The organism is Streptomyces sp. NPDC052701 (assembly GCF_040678355.1).
Lineage (GTDB): Bacteria > Actinomycetota > Actinomycetes > Streptomycetales > Streptomycetaceae > Streptomyces.
Window position 1 is genome coordinate 1 of record NZ_JBFATO010000029.1, and the last position, 20,177, is coordinate 20,177.

Here is a 20,177-nt window from a genome sequence, read left to right on the forward strand (position 1 = left end):
CACCCGTCGAATACGAGACCAGCTACTACCTGACAACCACGAAACCCCAGGTCACAACCACCAACTGAGATCTCTACCGAACCCGGGGCGGTTCACGGGCGCCTCGGCACAGGAAGCAGCCTCGTCCCCGGTCAGATGGCCGGGGACGGATTCAGGTCAGGGTCCCTTCTACACAGTGCCGACGGCCGCCAGGCAGAGGAGTGATGGGTGAGGTGTGGCCAGTAGCAGGCGCCTTTGGGTGGGGCAGCACAGCTGCCCCACCCAAAGGCGCGAAGTTGCCAGTCAGGAGTAGTCGCCGCGTTCGGCCCGGCGCAGGATGTCGCGTTCCCGGCCGGTCTGGGTGTCCAGTGAGTCCTCGTGGTCGATGACGATGGTGTCGTCGGCTTCTTGAGCGCGTACCTGAGCCCCATAGACGTCCGTCGCCTTCAGCAGGAGAGCGTCCTGGTGAGCGGCGGGCCAACTCTGGATCAGATACGACTCAACGACTTCGGCCACCGTCGTCTGGTCGACGGCCCTGTCTCGGCCACACGCGTGGACGCGCAGCCGGTACGAGCCGGGGCCCTGGGACGCCAGCGAGGGCAGGTCCGCAGGATCATCCATGAAGGACGTCACGAGCACTTCCCCGGAAGGGGAATGGCACGAAATCTCAGCGATCTCTTCCCAGCCCCGGGCCAGGTCGGGCCGCTGGAGGTGCAGCTCGACCGTGACTTGAACATCTCCGGTGTGGATCCCGGTGGTCACCTCAATGGCTCCGCCATCGGCGGACACCAGGCCGGTGTGGCTTGCATCCAGGTCGTCGGCCACAGGCCCGTGCGGGTCTGTGATCTGGAAGAGGTGGTACTCAGCATGCACCAGGGCTGTGCCTGTACGGGCTGGCTCATTCACGACGGCCTCTTGTGGTCTCATCTGGATTGGTCTACCTGATCCATACCAGGAACCGGTCCCCTTCCAGAACGCGGCTGTAGGTGTAGAAGCCTTTGAGGGCCTTGCCTGCATCAGTGTTCTGTTTGGCGTTGACCATGCGGCGGCTGAACTTGCCGTTGCCGTGTTTGGCGCCCTGCCAGGTGCTGGCGAAGGGGTACTCGTCGCAGGACTTGCCCGGTGGGCGCTGCAGGCTCTGCGGGCACGCCTTTTCCCGGTTCTCCTTGATTTTCTTGCTGTCGGTAAGCCGTGTCAGGTAGTTCGTCGTGCCGTACTTGCCCGGCAGTCCGGTGGCCTGGGCGTCCTTGATGTGCTGGGCGACCTCCGGCCACGGCCCGGTCAGGCTGTAGCTGATCACCGGCACCGCCTGCAGGTTCACGCAGCCGACCTGGCGAGGAGCACCGGGCAGTGCGTTATCGCAGCGGACATCCACAGTGGAATGCTTCGTCGGCTCCGATGGTGCCACCCATTCCGGGTTGCTGAACGTCCAGGACGCCACGCTCCGGCCTGTTCCCCGCTGCTTGGAGGCAGTGGTGTTGATGGTGGTGTCCATGAAGAACTGCCCGTAGGGCTCGGCACTCTTGGAGATCGTCTGTGCCGGGAAGCTCTTGTTCGTGACCTTGCACTTGCCGACACAAGAGGCACTCCCGGACGCCTTGGTGCCGTTCACCGCCCGCCCCCACCGGGACGACTCCAGCAACCTCACCTGATAGGCCCACGTCTTGGAGTCCCGGGCCGAGAAGGAGTACCCGATGACGAGGTACTTGATACCGCCAACCTTGCGGCCCGTTCGCACGTCGACGGCGTTGACCTCAGCGCGCCAGATACCGCAGCCGCGCATGCGCTCGATGTACCACGTGGAGTCCACTCCGGCATCGATGCACCACTTGGGTTCCTTCCAGGGCTTGCGCTTGGCTGCCGCAGCCGTGTCAGCCGGTTCGTCGGCCGGTGCAGCCGTCGAGGCCATATCGTCCGCGGTATCCGGCGCCGTGCCTTGCGATCCAGCCTGCTCAGCGTCCGGTACGTCGGCCAAGACAGCCGACTCAGCCGCAGAGGTGTCGGCAGGAGCGTCCAGTTGCGACAGAGCAGCCTGTTCGTCGGTATTGAGCTCGACCGCCGGCTCCAGAGACGACGCGCAGGCCACGAACTGTGCCCCGGGAGTATCGGCAACGTCCTTCACCTGCTTATCGCAGACGGCCTTCTGGCCGGCAACCAGACCGACCCGCCCTCCGTCCTCCGCGGTTTCCGGAGCCGCCTCCGGCTCCTCAACCGTACTGTCCGCGCCCAGAGCCAGGTCTTCCTCTGAAGGTGCGACGTCCGGGTCACCGTCGTCGAGCTCCGAGTCCGGCGACACCTCATCAGCGACTGGATCGGTCACGGTCACACCCGTGGTCGGTGAGGTGCCCGCACCCGTTCCCGGCTCGCCTGTCGCCTGCGCAACGCCCAGATGGCTGCCCAGCAGCCCCAGCGTCACAGCCCCCACCGCCAGTAACGTTCTCGGTCTCAAGTTGTAACCCCCTGTTTGGTCAGAACAGCACGAACCCACCCACTCATCTGGCATGTTCGCGCCGGGTCGATCCGATCAAAGCACAGAGGACTGACAGACAGGCAACGAGATATCCCTCCAGGACAAGTAAGCCATCCACGCGTCAACTGACGCATCCAGTATGTCCGGCACAGGGTCTGTCAAATGAACGGGTCTGTTCCGTAGTCGGTGGTGACGGAGGGTGTGGTCAGCCCAGGAGGATGCGGTGGCGGAGGAGGGGGAAGCTCGCGCGGCCATACATCTGGCGCTTGATCAGCTTGGTTTTGTTGTCATGCCTTCGGTGCCGCCGTTGTGGTGCGGCAGGGTGAGGGCGGCGTCGACTGCGGCGCGGTCCTTCTCGAGGCCCCGGGTGAAGGCATGCAGGTGGGGCAGGTCCTCGGCTTGGGCCGAGGTGATCCAGGTGCTCAGCAGGTTGGCATTGCCGTCGGCGGGATCCAGCAGCGCGGCGAAGTGGTGGATGAGGTCGGCCGGAGCGGTAATCTCGTGGCAGGCAGTGCGGGCGGCCTCGATACGTTCGCGCTGGTGGCCCTTGAGGCGGTCGGGACGGGTGAGCAGGTAGCGGGCCAGGCGCCGGGGCGAGAGGGCGGGCCGGTCGGCCTCGACACGGCCTTGGTTGATGTAGCGGACCAGCAGGTTCGAGCTGCCGGTGTAGCCCAGCTCTCTGATCTCCTGGAGGAGATGGGTGACGGGGACGGCCGGGTTCTGCAGTCGGCGCTTGCGCAGGTGATCGCGGTAGGGGTCCACAAGGGTGGGCCGGTAGTTGAGGGCGCGGATGAGGCGCGCGGGCTCGGTGACACGGTCATAGCGCTTGACGGTGTTCAAGGCGAGGTTCAGGCGCCGTGCGCATTCCAGCAGGCCGGCTCCGCGCTCGCGCAGGGCGTGGACCTGCTGCCAGCGCTCGCGTGTGGTGGCGGCCTGTCTCCCCTCGGCCGGGGGCGGGCCTGCTTTCGCCCAACAGGTGCTGTGCGCGGCGACTTCTTTGCGGACGGCCTCGGCGAGGTTGTGCCACAGGTGCCAGCGGTCGCTGATCTGGACCGCGTCGGGCAGGGCCCGGTGGACCGCCTCGGCGTAGGTGGCCGACCTGTCCCTGTACACGGCCTCGATGCCCGGATGTCCGCGCAGCCAGGCTTTCAGAGTGGCGGCTTCGCGGCCGGGCAGTACCTCGATCCGCTGGCCGGTCTCGGCGTTGATGATGATCGTGGCGTAGCTGTGCCGGCGCCGCAGGGCGAAGTCGTCGACCCCGATCACCCGCGGGATCCGCACCGCCGGCACGGGCACCCGCCGCAGCAGCCGCAGGGCGGAGGCGTACAACACGGGCACGGCCAGCGATCGGGTAAGCCGGGCGGACGCCCGGCCGCATAACTCCTTGACCAGCTCGGAGAGCTGACCGGTCAGACGGATGGTGCGGCGCTGATGGCGCTCCAGAAGCTCGGGAACCTGCTCTCGGAAGGTCTGCCGCCTGCAGCCCAGGACCGGACAGACCAGCCGTCGTATCCTCACCCGGACCACGACCTGCCGGCCGTCGACCGGCGCATCCCGCACCGTCCGGCCGTGATACCCGTGGACCCTCCCCGTCACCACCCCGCACACCGGACAGGGAACGGGAACATCCCGGGCCCGAGCCATAACCCGGACGGACCATCTCGCCACCGTCCGCCACATCCTCGATGACCAACGCCGACAACCCCGAAAACACCGTTCCTATAAGCGCGTTCGCATCATGCACACTCAATGATCACAGACGAGCACTCACTGTCACCACCGACTACGGAAAAGACCCAAATGAACGGTGCAACTACTGAACTTGAATGCGTGATGTCGGGACCGGACACCCGGCATGAGTCGCCCGTCTCGCGGGCCGGTGGGCGTTGCCGGGTAGTCCGTCGGGAGAGGATCCTCCCGTGAGCCAGTCCCTGCCACAGTTGCCAAAGCCCGAGTTCGTCTTGATTCGCATCGAGGTCCCACCCGAGGCGCCCACCCGGATCGCTGTCGATCTTGGGGACATTGGTATCCCAGGCGGGTTGATCGGACACGAGTACCGGCCGCTGAGCGAGCCGGTGTACCTCGGGCGGATCGGCGAGCGGGGGTTGGTCGCCATCGCGACGAGTGGCCTGCTCGGACGCATCGGCGTCGACGTGGCCAGTGGTCACGTGGTGCAGGCTCCCACGATCGAGTCAGCGACGACCAGTCACGTGAACAGAGACATCGACTCCTTCAACCGATGCGTCGAGGCCGTGATCGCACGCTTTCCGTTTTATGCTGAGGGCGACGATGAGAGGTTCGAGGAGGTGGCGGAAGAGCTGCGCGGTCTCGTCTCCGGCATCGACGAGACCGCTCTCGTGCACGACGGGTTCTGGGAGACCTTCTGCGACGACGTAGCGATCGGGGACTGTGCGGACTGGGACGAGTGAGGCGGGACCGGTTCCCGGGTTCGGTCAGCCATCCAGGCTCAGGCCGGTCGCAACGCGCGCACGTACAACCTCACGGTGTCCGGACTGCACACCTATTACGTGCTGGCGGGCAGCACGCCGCTGCTCGTCCACAACTCGGCGTGCAGTCTCCTTCTCCACGAGAGGGCGGGCGGTCACACGATCGCACGCCACGTGGGCAAAACCGACGACCAGCTGAAAGCGCGGCGTATATCGGGTCTTCGACCTTCAAGGACCTCACCGCTGCCGAGAAGGCCACGGCCGACAACCTCGCGGCGAATCAGGCGGCGATCCAGCGCTGGCTGGCATCGGCCTCGGCCGGTGACAAGGAGCCCTTCACCCACGCGATGGATTCCTCAGGCGGAAGGATCTACGTACGAGCCACCGACAGTTTCGTCAACCCCAATAGGGTGGTCACCGTGCTGAAGAAGAAGCGCGATGGCAGCTACTACATCCTCACCTCCTATCCGGAAATCTGATGCTTGCCGAAGAAATCACCCGTCTTGCTCGGGCCTACTTCCACCAGGACTACGATCTCGAATACGACTCGCCGATCCAGGCGCTGGAGGATTACCGGGAAGTCCACGACGAGGAAACCGTCAGTGCCACACGTGAAGCCCTGCAGGATCTGATCGACTCGGGGGTCTCCGAGGAGGAGCTCGCCGCCCTGTGGCTCGAGGAGGGCCTGGCTTACTACGATCCGCGCGACGACGGCATTTCCGTGTCCGACTGGTTCCGCAAGATGGTGGACGCCCTGACGTAGGAACGTGCCGGACACCGGGGCCGATCAGGCCCCGCTCGGAGGGCACCGTCTTGCCAGCCCGTGCGCGGAAGCCCTCTGGAGCGGCTGATCCGGCCCTCAGATCCCCGGGGCCGCCGACCCGACGGTCGGCGGCCCCGGACTTCCCGTCCCTGTATGCCCTTCCCGGTGCTCTGCCGTCCTCCGGCTTGGCCCTTGTGCCTGCGGTTGGCCCGCTGGTCGTCGGGCTGGGCGATGGTCGTCTTGATTCCCCGCCGCCGCAGGTAGGTGCGGTTGTCCGGCTGGAGTACGCCTTGTCGCCGCGGACGCGGTCCGGGCGGCTGCGCGGGCGTCCGGGCCCGTGCCGCCGGATCCGTAGGCTTTCCAGCACGGTTACGAACATGGGGGCTGTCGCCTCGCTGACCCGGGGAGGTCTGCCAGGTCAGCGGGCGTGCCCGGTCGTCGGACAGTAGATAGATCTTGGTGGTCAGTCCGCCCCGCGAGAGTTCCAGGGCCTCGCGCCCATCGGTTTCCTCACGCGTCCCGCCCCTTTTTACGGGAAGTCGCGCGGCGGCCGGTGACGGGCACCGCCGCTCTTGCCGCTGACGACCACCTTCGTACAGCCGTCCCGTTGGCACAGCTGCGCGATGTACGTCTCGAACTCCTGCCACGACAAAGCGTCGACCTCGGCCATGGACAACTCGCGCGCCCGGGCCTCCTCCTGCGTCCGCCACGCCCGGTCCTGGCCGACCGCGCAACGGTGCGCCTGCAGCAGCACCCAGCCCGCCCCGCCCACCACGGCCACGGCCACGGCGAGTACGGTCACAGGACGGGCCACACCCTCGACCAGTTCCCGGCGACCCACACCACTGCGGCCAGTGCCGCCACCGCACCCCAGCCCTGCAGTTGCCTGCGGGTCTGCTTCTTCAAGCGCCGGCGCCGTCGACGTGCCGCCATCACTCCCCCGCTCTCCCATCTCGTGATCCGTAGGGTGCGCCAACAAGCACCGTCCGGACCGTGCGGGCGCGGGGGCTCATCGGCTGGCCTGGAGCGGGTCCTCATGATCGGTGACGCCACCCCGTAGTGGGCTCGCCCTCATCGAGGGCAGACCTGGAGTCAGCCGTCTTCGGCTTCTAGGGCTGAAGGGGGAAGCGCCAGGTCCAGTAGGGCGTCGACGGTCTCGCCGTCCAACTCGCTGTCGAGGTGGAGGGACCGTCGCAGGAGGTCACCGACGTCTTTGGGCTCCAGCCCGAGGCGCACGCGGGCGAGCAGGCAGATCTCGCCGAAGAGTGTCGGCGTCCCGTCCGGTTCCCGCAGGATGTACCAGTCGAGGAGCTTGACGACGTCGCGTCTGATGTCGCCGAGGGAGACGCCGGTTTTGTTCGTCTTCGCGGCCCGGTTGACGTCTTCGGCGAGGCCGCCGACAATCGCCTCGACCAGCGTGGTGCGCAGGGCTGCGACGGGGATGAAGCCGTCGGTGCCGTCGCTGAGGGCGACGGCGGGCCACCAGGCGAGCTTTGCAGCCAGTTCCTCGTGTGTCGTTTTGCTTCGACTGAGGCCGCGCTTTTGCTGGTGGTTGTCGGGGTCCTTGAGGCTGTCGTGGATGACCTTTGTCAGGTGGTTGTGATCGGCGACGAGGCCGAGCGGCTGATCGGTACCGAACACCGTCGTGGCAGACAGGAGCATCTGCGGTCCGTGAGTCCTGCGGTGCTGCTCGGCCCAGTCGCGGACGACGGGCTGGGACCAGCGGGGGCCCTCGGCGGTTTCGACCTGAGGAACGGGCAGCCTGCGGCGTCCGTACTTCGGGTGGGGAAGGTCGTCGGGTGCCAGGCCCGCGATCTGTGCCAGGCCCGTCCGGTCGACCAGGTGGGCCGGTTCGAGCTCCGGTGCCCGCAGGTCGACGACACATCGGTCGAGCGGCAGGGAGCCGGGTCGGCGGGACGCGGCCCACAGCGCGAGATGGTCGCGCCAGTGGAGCAGCGGTTCCTTGGGGGCAGTGAAGTCGGCGATCTTCGCGATCCGGGCGTTGCTCGGTTCTGCCGGGTGGGCCAAGAGGTCGGCGGCGGTGACGGTGACGGCGTCCTTCACCGGGCGGGCGTCGTATCCCTCGTAGGCGCGGTCCACGACCTGGCCCGGCCGGTGCCATGCGGTTCCGTCCCACCAGTAGCCGCCGTGGCGGTAGAGGAACCCGTTGCGCCCGAACATCCAGTCGTGGTGCAGCGAGCTCATGTCCTCATCGCGGATCAGCAAGACAGTGCGGCCGTGCGTGGGGTGCTGGTGGACGGCCCACGCGTAGGCGCGGTTCTTCGTTTCGGTGGTGAAAGCCACCCACCCCCCGCCAGGTAAAGGGTCCGTGCGTCCCCAGAGTCCTTCACCCTGGTTGCGGCCGGTCCGCTCGATCGCGTCGGGATTGTCCAAGGGTAGCCGCTCGTCGTTGATGAACGGCAGACCCGGAAACGGGTGATCAGTACGCAGCCCATTGGCGACCGGACGAATCCAACTCATAGCGTCTCCCTCTGATGTAGCCTCCCAGCGCCCCGAACACTTCAGCCCGGGCACGCTCCCCTCCCCCATCCCTGCGACACGGTAGGAACCGTCAAACCCGAATGACCGGACTGGCTGTCACCGTGCATGGGGCATGGGCCCGCCCTCTGCCCCACCTTGCAACGCGGCCACCGGCAGCGTGGCGGCGCGGGCGGTCAGCACCTCGGCAACGGGGCCCAAAGAGGCCTTCCGTCCGAATCGCCCTTGGTGGTACCCCATAGGCGCAGCACGAGCCGGCCATCCCGCGTGTCCGATGCGTCGACGCCCTTTGTGCTTGCAGGGGCGTGGGGCGCAGCCCAGCGGGGTGGGTACGGCGTGGACCTGCCTGCATACCTGCCGCATCAGCTCAAGTGCTGTCCGGCCTCGCACTCCGGCGCGAGCGAGGAAGAACAGCCGGAGGAGGGGTGGATCGGCGCTCGGCAGCGAGCCAGAGAACGGGACAGCGCCCAGCAACGGGCGGGACAATGTGACGAGGCGGCTCGGCAACGAGCCCGAGGAGGGGACGCGATGACGGCACCCGATGCATCCGGTACGGCCGATGCCGAGCAGGTCAACGCCGCGATGTGGCACACCTACGGGCCCACCACCTCGACCGGGCCACGCCGCTGCCCGAGGTGGACGAGATCGCCTGGGGCCCGGCGGGGACAGGGCCGGGGGACGCTGTCCTCGGCGACCTGACAGGGCTGCGCGTGCTCGACCTGGGCTGCGGCCCGGGCCGGCACGCCGCCCACCTCGCCCGTACCCATCACGCCGCCGTGGACGCCGTCGACCTCTCACCGACTCAGATCGAGCGTGCGCGGGCGCGCTACGGCGACCTGCCGGGTCTGCGGTTGATCCAGGCCGACGCCGTCGGGCATCTGCGCACTTCGGCGCCGTACGACGTGATCTACTCCCTGTCCGCCGTCCACTTCATCGACCCGCACCGACTGCTGCCCGCCCTGGCGGCGGCCCTCAGGGTCGGTGGACGGCTGTACTTCACCGTGCTGCACACCAACTCGTCCGGCAATGGCCCTTCTTCACGAGTGAAGCCCCGCCCGGAGATTCTGCGCCTGGCCGGCGGCGGCGAATTGACCGGGAACATGTGGGTGCTCACCACAAAACTGTGGACGGACCTGCTCGCCCAGCACGGGCTGCGCAGCGAGGAGGTCACCGTGCTGGACGCGCCCGAGGAAGGCAACCAGGCCTCCTACCGGCTCTTCCAGGTCCGTAGGCCGGCCCGGATCACCTCTCGTCCCCGTACGGCCCAACCGCCCGTCGCGCACGTGGCGGTCGGCGTCGGCGCGGTGCTGGTGGGACCGCGCGGTCTGCTGCTCGGCCGCCACCGGCGAGGGACCATCGAGCTGCCCGGCGGCATGGTGGAGCCGGACGAGGCGTTGGAGGAGACGGTCGTGCGCGAACTGGCCGAGGAGACCGGCCTGCACGCGGACCCGGCCGACGTACGCCTGCTGGGCATGCTCCTGGACCAGGTCGACGGCGTCGTCCGCATCACGTTCGGCGCGCTTGTCACGCGGTGGCGCGGCGAGCCCGCCGACCAGCCCGGCGAGCGGGTCGGCGACTGGGGGTGGTGGCCGCTGGACGCGCTGCCGTCGAGTCTGTTCGAGTGCAGCGCCCAGATCCTCACCGCTTGGCGCCCCGACCTGCCCATCGACCATCCCCCCGCCCGCTTCACCCCCTTCGCCGAGCCGCACGGCACCAGCTAGGACGTCCTCGGACAGGTCGGGAAGTAGTCGCTCAGCACGCAGCCGTCAGCCTCGTATCGTCCCAAGCTCGCTGCGCGAGTACGCTAGTGCTGTGACCGCATAGGTTCACCGGGTTCGAGAGCTGTGAGGGACCGGACGAACGGTTCGCGTGGTGGGTGAGACGATCGCGCAGTGACCATCCACCTTCATGACTTCGATGGCGAGCACTCGCTGACGTTGGATGCCGGCGGTCTGGCTGCCGATGCCGCAGTAGTTGCCGCCGGGCACGAGCCGAACGGGTACTTCTGGGAGGGTCTCGTACGGTTTGCCTGGCCGGATATTGCCGAGCACGTCGATTTCGACAGCGAGGCTGGCATGTTCTGCGCGGTCGGCAGTTCGAGCGACCTCGCGCGACTCAAGACGGCCGTCGAATCCGTCATCACGAGCCCCGAGACAGTCCGCGGCATCATTGCCCGTGCGGAGGCTTCGGGCTTCGAGTTCGACGACTGATGCTGTGACCTCGCCGGGTTGAGCGGGGTCAGGCTGCGGCCGGCAGTGGCCTGCCGCCCCAGCGGAGACCTCGTTCGCTGCGGACGCGTGCGCGTTCGCGGCGTTGGGCGGCCAGGACGTCGGGGTGGCGGGCGTTCTGGTTGCGCCAGCGCAGGTAGGCGTGCAGGGCCCGGGTCTGGACGGTGTGGTTCGGATGGTGGGAGTTGGCGAGGGTGAACTGCCGCAGCGGCCCGAAGTGGCCTCGATGGGGTTGGCCCAGGACGCGTAGGTGGGTGTGAAGCACAGCTCGACCTTGTTCCTGGCCGCCCACCTGCGGATTTTCCAGTTCAGGTGGGCGGAGAGGTTGTCCAGGATCACGTAGATCGGACCGCCGTCCGGTCGGGCGGCGCGGATCGACCGCAGGGCGGCCCAGGTGTGGTCGATGCCCTTGCGGCGCCGGTTGACACCCCACAGCTTGTCGTCGCCGACGGAGTAGCAGCCGTGGAAGTAGGTGATGCCGTGGGTGCGGCGGTAGGTGGCCGGCAGCCGGTCGGGGCGGTTCTGTTCGGCCCAGCAGGAGCCAGCGGTGGGACGGATGCCCAGTGGCCCGAACTCGTCGAAGGCGAACGTGCGGTCAGGACGCTCGTTGATCGCGTACTCGATTCGCTCCAGCTTTGCGTCGAAGGCCGGGTCCGGGGAATCCTTCCAGGTCTTCGTCCGCTGGAAGGTAATCCCCCGGCGGGCCAGTAAGCACCGCAGGGCCTCGCGGCCGATCCGGACGGGCCTGGCTACGTTCCGGCGCAGGTGGTCGGCAAGTTTGCGGACCGACCAGCGGGTGAAGGGCTTGCCCAGCACGGTCGGGCGGGTGGTGGCCGTCTGGATGACGAAGTTCTCGTCGTCACTGCTCAGCAGGCGGGGACGGCCTCCCGCCCACTGAGGGTTGAGGCATGCGAGCCCGATCTCGTTGAAGCGGTGGATCACATCTCGGACGGTGTCCTCGTCCGCCTGGACCAGCCGCGCGATCACCGGGACCGTGCTGCCGCCAGCCGAGGCCAGCAGCATCATCGCCCGCCGAAACCGCACCGAGCTCGTACTGCCCCGCCGAACGATCTGCTGGAGCTTCTGCCCCTCCTGCTCCGTCAGCCTCCGGACCCTGACCGGTGGTGCCATCCCGCCTCCCCTGCTGGTTGGAAGCGACATCGCTTCCAACCAGCACAACGAGCAACCCGGTGAACCTATGCGGTCACAGCACTAGGGCCTCCCCGCCGACGCGGGGTGTCCTGCTCTGACGCTGCCGTACTTGTGGCTGGCACGGTCGGTGACCAGCGTAAATGCAACCGAGCCTTTTCGCGCTACCGACACCTCCAACGAGCCCGGCCCCATTCAGCGCACAAGACACAATCTCAATTCACACATCCTGATCTTCTCGCCCGCCTCCCTCACGCTTCCTCTCAACGAACCAGCAACACACCAGGCCAGTCGCCTCCCCGTACATCAACAAGTCCCCCCTCCCAGCGTCACCAGGCTCGGTGACGCCGTGTCCACCGGCCCTACCGTCGCAAGCCCCTGACAGATCCCGCGAAGGACCGGCTGCGACGTCTCACGCCGAGCCCAGCCGACCTCGTGCCGTCCCCGACGGCCGGGCCCGGCGATGGCAGCGCGGCCCTGAAAGGGACGGTCAGGCGGTAAAGGCGACGTGCTCGAGCATGGTGACACTTCGAGGGCCGCTCGAACCGGACGGGATGCGGGACAGCGTCGCGGCTGCCGAGCGGACCGGTGAAATTTTGCGCGGCCGACCGGGCGCGGGCTGCCCGGCGGCAGCGGCCCGGGCGCGCCGCGCGGGCCGCTCGGCTGTCAGTGGTCGTTGATGAAGCTCACGTAGTAGGAACCCTGGCCGCCTGTGCCCTCGTAGTTGAGAGCGATACGGGAGTATTCCCTGCAGCCGCGGCAAAGGCGCGGTGGGCAGTGCGCGTCAAACGCTGACCCAGCGCAGCCTGCCGGGGTGCCCGCCGGGCCAGGCGCGGGCACCCCGGCGCAAGGGCTGGTCAGCCGACGGGGATGACGTAGGCGCGGGCGAAGTGGGTGCCGATGCGGGCTTCGTGGAGGTGTCCGGCGATGGCGCGGTCGCCCTCGACGCCCATGACGACGTGGAGGTGGGCGAAACCGTTGCGGATCTCGCCGGTGCCGGTCATCTCGCCGGGCAGGTCGTACGTGGTGATGTTGTCCTTGAGCGCGTCGCCTTCGGGCATGGTGGAGACGGTGAAGGAGTCGGCGGCCCCGATCAGAGAGACGATCGCGGCGTCGGTGATGCCGGCCTCGGCGGCCTGGCGGTTCAGCTCGTCGACGAGCTCGCCGGCGGGGACTTCAAAGACGATCATGCGGGACTCCGTCCGATCATGGGGCTCAGCTCCCGCAGCATGACCGAGGAGCACCAGCGGGCGCCAGAGTCCCGGGGGTTGAGGGTCTCCCTGGCGAAGCGGGTGGCGAGGAAGTCCGCCCGGTGGCCGTAGGAGGCGGGCTGGGAGACGATCCGGCCGGCGGTCGTCCAGTCCACAGCGCACACGCGGGAGGTGACGGCCGTCATGTAGAGGTGGCGGACCTCCTCGTCGTGGGCGAGGACGCGGGCGACCTGGTCGGCCTGGTCCTGGCCGGGCAGCTTGGCGAGGATGCCCGTGGCGTTGACGCGCAGAATCGGTACGTCGCCGTCCAGCATCCACCGGCGCAGGTTCGCCGTGGCGGCCTTGTCCGTCAGCGACGCGGTGACGATGTCCGCGCCGTGCGTGGTCTGGACGCGGGCCAGGGGGACCGGGTCGCTCGCGGCGATGCTGGCCGCCATCTCGGTGGCGAGCGCGCCGTGGGTGACGGCCAGGGCGGACAGTCCCAGGAAGGCTCGTCGGTTCACGCGGTCGAGCCTAGCCTCCGCCTCTAACTGCCCGACAGAGGCGCCCAGTACGCGGGACAGGTGCCCGATCCAGTGCCTGCCGGGGATGACCTTGCCCGTCTCCCACCGCTTGACCGCGTCCCGGCCCGGGGCGCCGGTGGGGTCACCAGCGGAGATGGTCAGCTGCTCGGCGAGTTTGGCTTGCGTCCAGGGCTTGAGTAATCGCAGATCACGGATCAACTGTCCGATCGGCATGGGCACATGATGCCCCCCAGGATGCCCCTCCGTGGTTGCCTCGTCACGGTTCATTCTTGCGGGAGCCCGACCGATGGAGGTTGCGTCATGAACACCGCGCACCGGTCTGTCTCCCACCGCCGCCTGCCCGACTGGCTGAACGAGGGCGCCGCGGCCGTCGACGACCAGGGACGGCGGGGCATCGTGCAGTTCATCGGCGAGTGGGAAGATCCCGCCACCCGGCGCGTCACGGACTGCGCCGTCTTCCTGCGCCCGGAGGGCGGCGGCACGGAGTGGATCGTCGCCGACCACCGCACCCTCAGCCAGGGCTGACACAGGCTTCCCGCCCCGGCCAGGGGCGGGCAGGCGGGCCCCGCAGGGCAAGACGCCCCGGCGGCCCGCAGTACCACCGGCACGCGGGCGGCAGGCGCCCGCACGTCCGCAACCACGCACCGAAGGAGAAGGCCCGTGGAGTCCAAGTCCACTGTCGCCGCCGTCAGCGCCCAGGCGGAGGAGACCGAGAAGATCACCGGCCCCATGGTGGTCGCCGTCGACGTGGAGGACGAGGAGTAGCCCTCGTCTCACGCGTCCTGACCTGGGCGCCCCCTTTCCCGGGCCCGCCCGGGCCCGGGAAAGGGGGCGCCCTTCGATTTGAGAAGTAGGGGGTCGGAAGTGATTCACGCGTTCGTCGGGCCGACGCTGCCCAGCTCCGAGCCGCAGCTCTCCGCCCCGGGCATACGGGTGCGGCCGCCGGCCCGGCACGGTGACCTGTTCGATCCCGCGATCCGCAGCGGCGACACGGCGCTGATCATCGACGGGGTGTATCACCAGGCGCCGGCACTGCGCCACAAGGAGATCCTGGCCGCGATGGGCCGGGGAGTGAGGGTGATCGGGGCGGCGAGCATCGGCGCGCTGCGGGCCGCCGAGCTGACCCGGTTCGGGATGCTCGGCGTCGGCCGTATCTACGCCGCCTACGCCCAGGGGGAGATCGACGGCGACGACGAGGTGGCGGTCGGACAGGTGCCGGACGGCGAGTTCGGCGCGCTGACCTGGCCCGTGGTCAACCTCCGGCACATCCTCCAGCTCGCCCGGTCGGCCGGGGTCGTCGACGGCGAACGGGCAGCCCGGCTCCTGGCGGCGCTGCGTGCGGTCTACTACCCGCAGCGCACCTGGGCCGCCGTACGGGCCGTCTGCCACCGCCAGGGCGAGATCAAGTTCGCCAGCTGGGTCGCCGAGCGACGCGCGCAGGACGAGCACTTCGGCGACCTCAAGCGCGCCGACGCCCTCGCCGCCGTACGCACCGCGCTGGAGGGCGGCGAAGCGCCGCAGACCGGCCCTGGGCCGGTGCCTGCGGTGTGGGAGACGGCGTATTTCCGGCGCTGGTCCAACGCCTTCGCCCACAGTCGCGTGGGCGGACTGGAGCTGTGCACCGAGGACCGCCTCGTCTACCAGCAGGTGTTCGATCCGGCCTTCGGCAAGACGTGGGCGGTCTATCTCGAATACCGCTCCTTCCACCCCGCCGACGGTGGGAAGGGCCTGCCGCTGGCCGAGAGGCTGATCCAGGTCACCGGCGGCGACCTGCCCGCCGACCGCGTGTTCCACCCCGCGGTGGACCTGCGCGAGGAGCGGACCGTGGCCCTGCTGCTGGCCGGCGAGACCGAGCAGGACCGCCAGGCGGTCGCCCGGTACGCCGACGCCCTCACGGCCGAGCGCCGCACCCGGCCCGGGTTCACCGTCGACACGGTGCGCGACGACCTCACCCGCCGGCTCCTGATGCAGGTGTGGCAGTGCCCCGAGCAGGACTTCGACGCGGAGGCGTCCGCACGCGGACTGGTCTGCGGGACGCGCGCCGTCGCGGCGGCCAAGCGGCTCGTCCCCGAACTGCTCCAGGAGATCACAAAGACGACTGAGCGGACGGAGGCAGCCTGTGTTACGCGATGACGGCCTGGTGGCGATGCCGGGCACCGTACGGGCCCGGACGCCGGAGGAGACGTGGGAGGCGGTGGCCGGGGTCCTGCCGGAGTTCGGCATCACCCGCCTCGCGGACCTGACCGGCCTGGACGTGATCGGGCTGCCGGTGTGGACGGCGATCCGGCCCGTCTCGCAGACCCTGAGCACCTCACAGGGCAAGGGCGCCACCGCCCTGCTGGCCAAGCTGTCGGCGGTCATGGAGGCGATCGAGCTGTGGCACGTCGAGCAGCCGCTGCCTGTCGCCGCACTGGGCCCGGCCTCCCAGATCGCCCCCGACTGCCCCGTGACGGCCCTGCCGATGACCGTCCCGTACCCGGAGCACACCCTGGCCCGGATGGTGTGGGAGTGGACGGCCGCCACCGGCCTGATCAGCGGCCAGAAGGTGCTGCTGCCGGTCGACCTGGTCCGGCGCCGGGTGCAGCGGCCGGAGTGGAGCCCGGATCTGCTGCGCGCGACCAGCACCGGCCTGGCCTGCGGGAACACCCGCGATGAGGCCCTGCTGCACGCCCTGTTCGAGGTGGTGGAGCGGGACGTGCTGCACCGGGACGGGCAGGCGGGCGGGCGGCGGCGCACCCTCATCGCGCCCGGCACGGTCGACGACCCGCACGGCCGTGAGGTGGTCGACCAACTGGCGGCCGCGGGCATGGCGCTGGAGATCGCGCTGGTGGACGGCCCCTACGGGCTGCCGGTGTGCGTGGCTTATCTGTGGTCGGAGGACTACCCGGTCGTCTTCGCCGGCGGCGGCTGCCACAACGCCCCCGGGATCGCGCTGACCCGGGCGCTGACCGAGGCCGCGCAGTCCCGGCTGACCGCCATCGCCGGAACCCGCGACGACCTGCCCAGCGACCCCGGCAGCTTCGACACCGCCCCCTTCCACCCGGCCACGACAACCGGGCTCACGCCGTGGCCACAGGTCACCGGCCACTTCACCCCGGCGGGCGGCGGCTTCGCCGAGCAGGCCGGTGATGTGGCGCGCAGGGTCGCTCACGTCACCGGACACGAGCCGGCGGCCCTGGACCTGTCCGCCACAGCTGCCCCCGTCCACGCCGTGCAGCTCGTCTGCCCCGGCACCCGCTCACGGATCAGGAGGTCGATGCCCCGATGAACCCCACCACGGCGCCGCCCGGCGCGCCGCCCGCACCCGCCGGGCAGCGCTCGGTCCAGTACGACGCCTTCCACGCCGCCCGCGCCCGTACCGATCTGGTCGCCCGCCTCTACGCCGCGGCGATGGGCGAGGACTACCCGGTGGAGGTCGCCGCCTCCAGCTCCTGCGACTGGCCCCTGCTGGGGCTGATGACCGCACGGCTCAAGATGCGGCCCGGCCATCTGCTGGTGGACGCGGGCTGCGGCACCGGCGGCATCGGCCTGTGGCTGGCCCGCGCCCTCGCCCTGCGCCTGGAGGGCTTCGACCTGTCCCCGGTCGCCATCGCCCAGGCCGCCGAGCGGCGACCCCGTTTCGGCCTGCCCGCCGAGCGGGCCGCCTTTCGCGTCGCCGAGCTGGAGAACACCGGCCTGCCCGACGGCGGCGCTCACGGGATCGTGTGCGTGGACGCCTTCGGCGGTGCCGCCGACCGGACCGCGGCACTGCGTGAGCTGGGGCGTGTCCTGGCCCCGGGCGGCCGGCTGGTGATGACCCGGGCCGCGCGGCACGGCGCCGCCCCCGCCTGGACGGAGCAGGCCCTCGCCGCCGGCCTCACGGTCGAGCACGTGGACGAGCGGCCCGCCGAGCCCACACTGTGGGAACGGCTCTACCGCCTCTGGATCACCCACGCCGACGACCTCCGGCGCGAGCTGGGCGAGGACCAGGCACAGAACATGCTGCGCGAGGCGCACCAGATGCTGCCCGCGCTGCCGGGCCGCCGCGCGGTGGTGCTGACCCTGCGGCACCCCGCAGCCTCCCCGGCCGGGCCCGGTGAGGCCGATACGATGACCGGGCCCGGCCGGCACCCCGTCGAAAGGACCCCGCAGTGACCCCGCACCGTTCCACCCGTGCTGCGGTGTTCTCGGCAGGGTCCTGGGGTACCGCCGTCGCCAAGATCCTGGCCGACGCCGGAACCAGCGTCATCGTGCACGCCCGCCGCGGTGAGATCGCCGACGCGATCAACATGACCCACCGCAACCCCGGCTACTTCCCGGACATCGAGCTGCCCGTCTCGCTGACCGCGACGACCGACCCGGCCGCCGCGCTGGACGGTGCGGACTTCCTGGTGCTGTCCATCCCCGCGCAGAGCCTGCGGGGCAACCTCGCCGCGTGGACGCCGCACATCGGGCCCGACACGGTGATCGTGTCGCTGATGAAGGGCATCGAGCAGGGCAGCCACCTGCGGGCGAGCCAGATCATCACCGAGGTGACCGGCGTGGACGCTGACCGGATCGCGGTGCTGTCCGGCCCGAACCTGGCGCGCGAGATCATGGACGGCCAGCCCGCCGCCGCCACCGTCGCCTGCGCCGATGAGGCCACCGCCCACCGCTTCCAAAAGGCGTGCCATACCAGCTACTTCCGCCCCTACACATCCGCCGACGTCACCGGCTGCGAGCTGGGCGGGGCCGTGAAGAACGTCATCGCCCTCGCGGTCGGCATCGCCTCCGGCATGGGCCTGGGCCACAACGCTCAGGCCATGCTCATCACCCGCGGCCTGGCGGAGACCACCCGCCTCGGCGTCGCCATGGGCGCCGACCCGCTCACCTTCTCCGGCCTGGCCGGCCTGGGCGACCTGGTGGCCACCTGCTCCTCCCCCCTCTCCCGCAACCGCACCTTCGGCACCCACCTCGGCACGGGGATGAGCGTCCAGGAGGCGACGGCCGCCACCCGGCAGACCACCGAGGGCGTCAAGTCCGCAGAGGCGATCCTCGCCCTGGCCCGCGCCCACGACGTCGAGATGCCGATCACGGAAGTGATCTCCGCCCTGCTGCACGAGAAGGTCACCCTCAACGAGGCCGCCGCCGCGCTGATGCAGCGGCCCACCAAGCCCGAGCGCTGACCCCGGCGCCCCGCCCGCGCGGGGCTGCCCCTCTCTCACCTTCACCCTCCCCACCCGGAGGTTCCTGCCCATGCGCACATCCCTGCTGTCCGCTGCCCAGATCGCCATCACCCTCGCCTTAGTGGGCTGGATGATCACCGGCTTCACCCGCCTGCCCGGCCGCTGGCTGCGCTGGAAGATGTTCTGCCGGGCCACCTTCACGATCATCACCCTCACCGGCACCACCAAGGACGGCCGCACCGAGCCCGTGAACGTCTACGAGCACCTCTCGCCCGGCTCCTTCATCCTCGGCCCGCCCCAGCTCCAGACGATCCTCGACCACCTCACCGCAAGCGGCCGGTACGACCGGATCGACGGCCACGGCCGCCTCCTGTCCGCCCGCGGCGAACAGCAGGTGGAAGTGAGGGGCAGCCGTGTGGTTCTTTGACGCCCTCGCCTCTGGCTTCACCCGCCCCACCGACCCCGGACACCTCCAGTGGTTCCGGATCATCTTCGGCACCGTGCTCACCGCGCGGTTCGCCCTCGCCTTCGGCCAGGGCGGCTGGGACCGCCTCAACCCCAGCTCGCTCAGCGCCCACCTCGCCGAGCAGCGCCTTGGCCCCGCCCGGGCCCGCCTCCTGATCACCCTCTACCGGCCCGCGCTGATCGTCCGTACGGCCGCCGCCCCGGCCCTGGCGCTCGGCCTCGCCCCGCGCCTCGCGCTGCTGGTGGTCCTGCCCGGCGCCGCCATGGAGCTGCTGTATCTCAAGAGCCCCAACGCCGTCCGGTACACCCTGCTGACCGGCACCTGCCTCCTTCTCGCCGGAGACCTCGGCCACGGCCTCGTCGTCGAGCACGGCCTGAGCACGGCGAACACGTGGGCGCAGTGCCTTCTCGTGCTGGTCACGACCGACATCTATTGGAACAGCGCTTGACAGAAGGTCCGTTCCCCCCAGTTCCGCAGCGGGCTGTACCTCGCGCAGTGGGTCCACACCTACACGCAGGTCAGGGAGCAGCTGGCCTACCGGCGCCAGTTCGCCGTCCCCGGCATCGTCCGCCGCCACGCGGGCAACCTCACCGCCTGGGACGTCCGACTCTGGCGCGCGGTCGCGGCCACCGTCATCGCCGCGGAGATCGCGCTGCCGCCCACGCTACTCATCGAGCAGACGACGCCGTACGCGGTCGTCGCCGGCATCGGCATGCACGCCGCCTTCACCTGCCTCAAGCCCCGCCAGCTCATCACCTTCTCCGGCCTCACCCTCGGCACCTACGTCGCCTTCGTCGTCTGACCTCCGTCCCTGTCTCCGGGTGGCACCCGGCGCTGATTCCTTGACACTTACCGAGCCCTCGCCTGGGCCGTCGCCCGGTATGACGCCCGCGTCCCCGGCCGCGCGGCCCGGCGAAACGGCGCAATGAGAATAGGCATCATCAGCGGTACATCTCCGGCGTCGTCGGAAAGGCATCAACGAGCGCCCTCGTCCACGGCATAGGTCTGCGATCCCGCGCGCAGGTTGGCCTGCGCTTTTTGGTACGCGCGGCGGCTGGGCACTTCTGCCTGGGTGTTCTGCCCGTCCAGGCGGAGCTGGCGCGGTCGAGCACCATCCAGTACCGGGCGGGGGTGCCCGCTCCCGCAGTTCCCCGGACAGGGCTCACCTGTACCGGGTAACAGAGCGGCCCGTCCTGTGCCACGGTTCTGGCGGGTGCCGTGCCGTCGTCCTCGATCGCCAGCTCAATGTCCACCATGCCGTCCCGCGTCACCACGACCTTGGCGGTCACTGGTCGTT

General features: G+C 69.6%; 19 protein-coding genes and 4 pseudogenes. 13 read left to right on the forward strand and 10 right to left on the reverse strand.

Annotated elements, in window-relative coordinates; all coding sequences use genetic code 11:
* Nucleotides 1-282: 282 nt before the first annotated feature.
* From AB0L29_RS26345 to AB0L29_RS26355, 3 genes and pseudogenes are all read right to left on the reverse strand, one after another.
* On the reverse strand, nt 283-906 hold the full coding sequence (locus tag AB0L29_RS26345) for a hypothetical protein (RefSeq protein WP_365830244.1): 624 nt from the start codon (nt 904-906) through the stop codon (nt 283-285).
* Between the two features lie 10 nt (nt 907-916).
* On the reverse strand, nt 917-2,395 hold the full coding sequence (locus AB0L29_RS26350; protein WP_365830246.1) for a NucA/NucB deoxyribonuclease domain-containing protein: 1,479 nt from the start codon (nt 2,393-2,395) through the stop codon (nt 917-919).
* A gap of 259 nt (nt 2,396-2,654) precedes the next feature.
* Nucleotides 2,655-4,163 (reverse strand): annotated as a pseudogene (locus tag AB0L29_RS26355) (ISL3 family transposase).
* A gap of 205 nt (nt 4,164-4,368) precedes the next feature.
* Between AB0L29_RS26355 and AB0L29_RS26360 the strand changes: the two are divergent.
* The 4 genes and pseudogenes from AB0L29_RS26360 to AB0L29_RS26375 all read left to right on the forward strand — a co-directional run bounded on the left by AB0L29_RS26360 (nt 4,369) and on the right by AB0L29_RS26375 (nt 5,659).
* Nucleotides 4,369-4,878, forward strand: a complete 510-nt coding sequence (locus tag AB0L29_RS26360; RefSeq protein WP_365830247.1) for an SUKH-4 family immunity protein — start codon at nt 4,369-4,371, stop codon at nt 4,876-4,878.
* A 30-nt stretch (nt 4,879-4,908) separates the two neighbouring features.
* Nucleotides 4,909-5,010, forward strand: a pseudogene (locus AB0L29_RS26365) (hypothetical protein); the annotation flags it as partial.
* 8 nt (nt 5,011-5,018) lie between these two features.
* On the forward strand, nt 5,019-5,375 hold the full coding sequence (locus AB0L29_RS26370) for an RNase A-like domain-containing protein (protein WP_365830248.1): 357 nt from the start codon (nt 5,019-5,021) through the stop codon (nt 5,373-5,375).
* Nucleotides 5,375-5,659, forward strand: a complete 285-nt coding sequence (locus AB0L29_RS26375; RefSeq protein WP_365830249.1) for a contact-dependent growth inhibition system immunity protein — start codon at nt 5,375-5,377, stop codon at nt 5,657-5,659. The genes AB0L29_RS26370 and AB0L29_RS26375 overlap by 1 nt, the downstream gene beginning before the upstream one ends.
* A 173-nt stretch (nt 5,660-5,832) precedes the next feature.
* On the opposite strand, the pseudogene AB0L29_RS26380 reads toward AB0L29_RS26375, so the two are convergent.
* From AB0L29_RS26380 to AB0L29_RS26390, 3 genes and pseudogenes are all read right to left on the reverse strand, one after another.
* Nucleotides 5,833-6,153: pseudogene (locus AB0L29_RS26380) on the reverse strand (transposase); the annotation flags it as partial.
* Nucleotides 6,154-6,188: 35 nt separating this feature from the next.
* Entirely contained in the window at nt 6,189-6,461 is a 273-nt protein-coding gene (locus tag AB0L29_RS26385; protein ID WP_365830250.1) for a hypothetical protein, read from the reverse strand.
* 290 nt (nt 6,462-6,751) lie between these two features.
* Entirely contained in the window at nt 6,752-8,140 is a 1,389-nt protein-coding gene (locus AB0L29_RS26390) for a hypothetical protein (protein WP_365830251.1), read from the reverse strand.
* 602 nt (nt 8,141-8,742) lie between these two features.
* Between AB0L29_RS26390 and AB0L29_RS26395 the strand changes: the two genes are divergently transcribed.
* Entirely contained in the window at nt 8,743-9,879 is a 1,137-nt protein-coding gene (locus tag AB0L29_RS26395; RefSeq protein ID WP_365830252.1) for a bifunctional class I SAM-dependent methyltransferase/NUDIX hydrolase, read from the forward strand.
* Nucleotides 9,880-10,050: 171 nt separating this feature from the next.
* Complete coding sequence (locus AB0L29_RS26400; protein WP_365830253.1) at nt 10,051-10,368, forward strand: Imm51 family immunity protein; 318 nt, start codon at nt 10,051-10,053, stop codon at nt 10,366-10,368.
* A gap of 28 nt (nt 10,369-10,396) precedes the next feature.
* On the opposite strand, the pseudogene AB0L29_RS26405 reads toward AB0L29_RS26400, so the two are convergent.
* The 3 genes and pseudogenes from AB0L29_RS26405 to AB0L29_RS26415 form a co-directional block, all read right to left on the reverse strand.
* Nucleotides 10,397-11,517 (reverse strand): annotated as a pseudogene (locus tag AB0L29_RS26405) (IS630 family transposase).
* 875 nt (nt 11,518-12,392) lie between these two features.
* On the reverse strand, nt 12,393-12,725 hold the full coding sequence (locus AB0L29_RS26410) for a DUF296 domain-containing protein (protein WP_365830255.1): 333 nt from the start codon (nt 12,723-12,725) through the stop codon (nt 12,393-12,395).
* Complete coding sequence (locus tag AB0L29_RS26415) at nt 12,722-13,483, reverse strand: helix-turn-helix transcriptional regulator (protein ID WP_365830256.1); 762 nt, start codon at nt 13,481-13,483, stop codon at nt 12,722-12,724. Before AB0L29_RS26415 ends, AB0L29_RS26410 begins: the two co-directional genes overlap by 4 nt.
* A gap of 87 nt (nt 13,484-13,570) precedes the next feature.
* Here AB0L29_RS26415 and AB0L29_RS26420 point away from each other — a divergent pair, with 87 nt between their 5' ends.
* From AB0L29_RS26420 to AB0L29_RS26450, 7 genes are all read left to right on the forward strand, one after another.
* Complete coding sequence (locus tag AB0L29_RS26420; protein WP_365830257.1) at nt 13,571-13,795, forward strand: hypothetical protein; 225 nt, start codon at nt 13,571-13,573, stop codon at nt 13,793-13,795.
* A 339-nt stretch (nt 13,796-14,134) separates the two neighbouring features.
* The gene (locus AB0L29_RS26425; RefSeq protein ID WP_365830258.1) at nt 14,135-15,403 is read left to right on the forward strand and encodes a TfuA-like protein; all 1,269 of its coding nucleotides are present in this window, start codon (nt 14,135-14,137) and stop codon (nt 15,401-15,403) included.
* Nucleotides 15,404-15,416: 13 nt separating this feature from the next.
* Nucleotides 15,417-16,538, forward strand: a complete 1,122-nt coding sequence (locus AB0L29_RS26430; RefSeq protein ID WP_365830337.1) for a YcaO-like family protein — start codon at nt 15,417-15,419, stop codon at nt 16,536-16,538.
* Nucleotides 16,535-17,404, forward strand: coding sequence for a class I SAM-dependent methyltransferase (locus AB0L29_RS26435; protein ID WP_365830259.1), 870 nt, complete (start codon nt 16,535-16,537; stop codon nt 17,402-17,404). Before AB0L29_RS26430 ends, AB0L29_RS26435 begins: the two co-directional genes overlap by 4 nt.
* Entirely contained in the window at nt 17,401-18,414 is a 1,014-nt protein-coding gene (locus AB0L29_RS26440) for an NAD(P)H-dependent glycerol-3-phosphate dehydrogenase (protein WP_365830260.1), read from the forward strand. The genes AB0L29_RS26435 and AB0L29_RS26440 overlap by 4 nt, the downstream gene beginning before the upstream one ends.
* 70 nt (nt 18,415-18,484) lie before the next feature.
* Entirely contained in the window at nt 18,485-18,841 is a 357-nt protein-coding gene (locus tag AB0L29_RS26445; RefSeq protein ID WP_365830261.1) for a hypothetical protein, read from the forward strand.
* Complete coding sequence (locus AB0L29_RS26450; RefSeq protein WP_365830262.1) at nt 18,828-19,328, forward strand: hypothetical protein; 501 nt, start codon at nt 18,828-18,830, stop codon at nt 19,326-19,328. Before AB0L29_RS26445 ends, AB0L29_RS26450 begins: the two co-directional genes overlap by 14 nt.
* Nucleotides 19,329-19,821: 493 nt before the next feature.
* On the opposite strand, the gene AB0L29_RS26455 is transcribed toward AB0L29_RS26450, so the two are convergent.
* Nucleotides 19,822-20,169: a hypothetical protein gene (locus tag AB0L29_RS26455; RefSeq protein WP_365830263.1), complete on the reverse strand. Its 348-nt coding sequence runs from the start codon at nt 20,167-20,169 to the stop codon at nt 19,822-19,824.
* Nucleotides 20,170-20,177 lie beyond the last annotated feature (8 nt).

Excerpts from the sequence above, each read along its gene's own strand:
- AB0L29_RS26345 (WP_365830244.1), bottom strand. The coding sequence starts at position 906 with ATGAGACCACAAGAGGCCGTCGTGAATGAGCCAGCCCGTACAGGCACA.
- AB0L29_RS26375 (WP_365830249.1), top strand. The coding sequence starts at position 5,375 with ATGCTTGCCGAAGAAATCACCCGTCTTGCTCGGGCCTACTTCCACCAG.
- AB0L29_RS26390 (WP_365830251.1), bottom strand. The coding sequence starts at position 8,140 with ATGAGTTGGATTCGTCCGGTCGCCAATGGGCTGCGTACTGATCACCCG.
- AB0L29_RS26410 (WP_365830255.1), bottom strand. The coding sequence starts at position 12,725 with ATGATCGTCTTTGAAGTCCCCGCCGGCGAGCTCGTCGACGAGCTGAAC.
- AB0L29_RS26415 (WP_365830256.1), bottom strand. The coding sequence starts at position 13,483 with ATGCCGATCGGACAGTTGATCCGTGATCTGCGATTACTCAAGCCCTGG.
- AB0L29_RS26420 (WP_365830257.1), top strand. The coding sequence starts at position 13,571 with ATGAACACCGCGCACCGGTCTGTCTCCCACCGCCGCCTGCCCGACTGG.
- AB0L29_RS26430 (WP_365830337.1), top strand. The coding sequence starts at position 15,417 with ATGCCGGGCACCGTACGGGCCCGGACGCCGGAGGAGACGTGGGAGGCG.
- AB0L29_RS26435 (WP_365830259.1), top strand. The coding sequence starts at position 16,535 with ATGAACCCCACCACGGCGCCGCCCGGCGCGCCGCCCGCACCCGCCGGG.
- AB0L29_RS26445 (WP_365830261.1), top strand. The coding sequence starts at position 18,485 with ATGCGCACATCCCTGCTGTCCGCTGCCCAGATCGCCATCACCCTCGCC.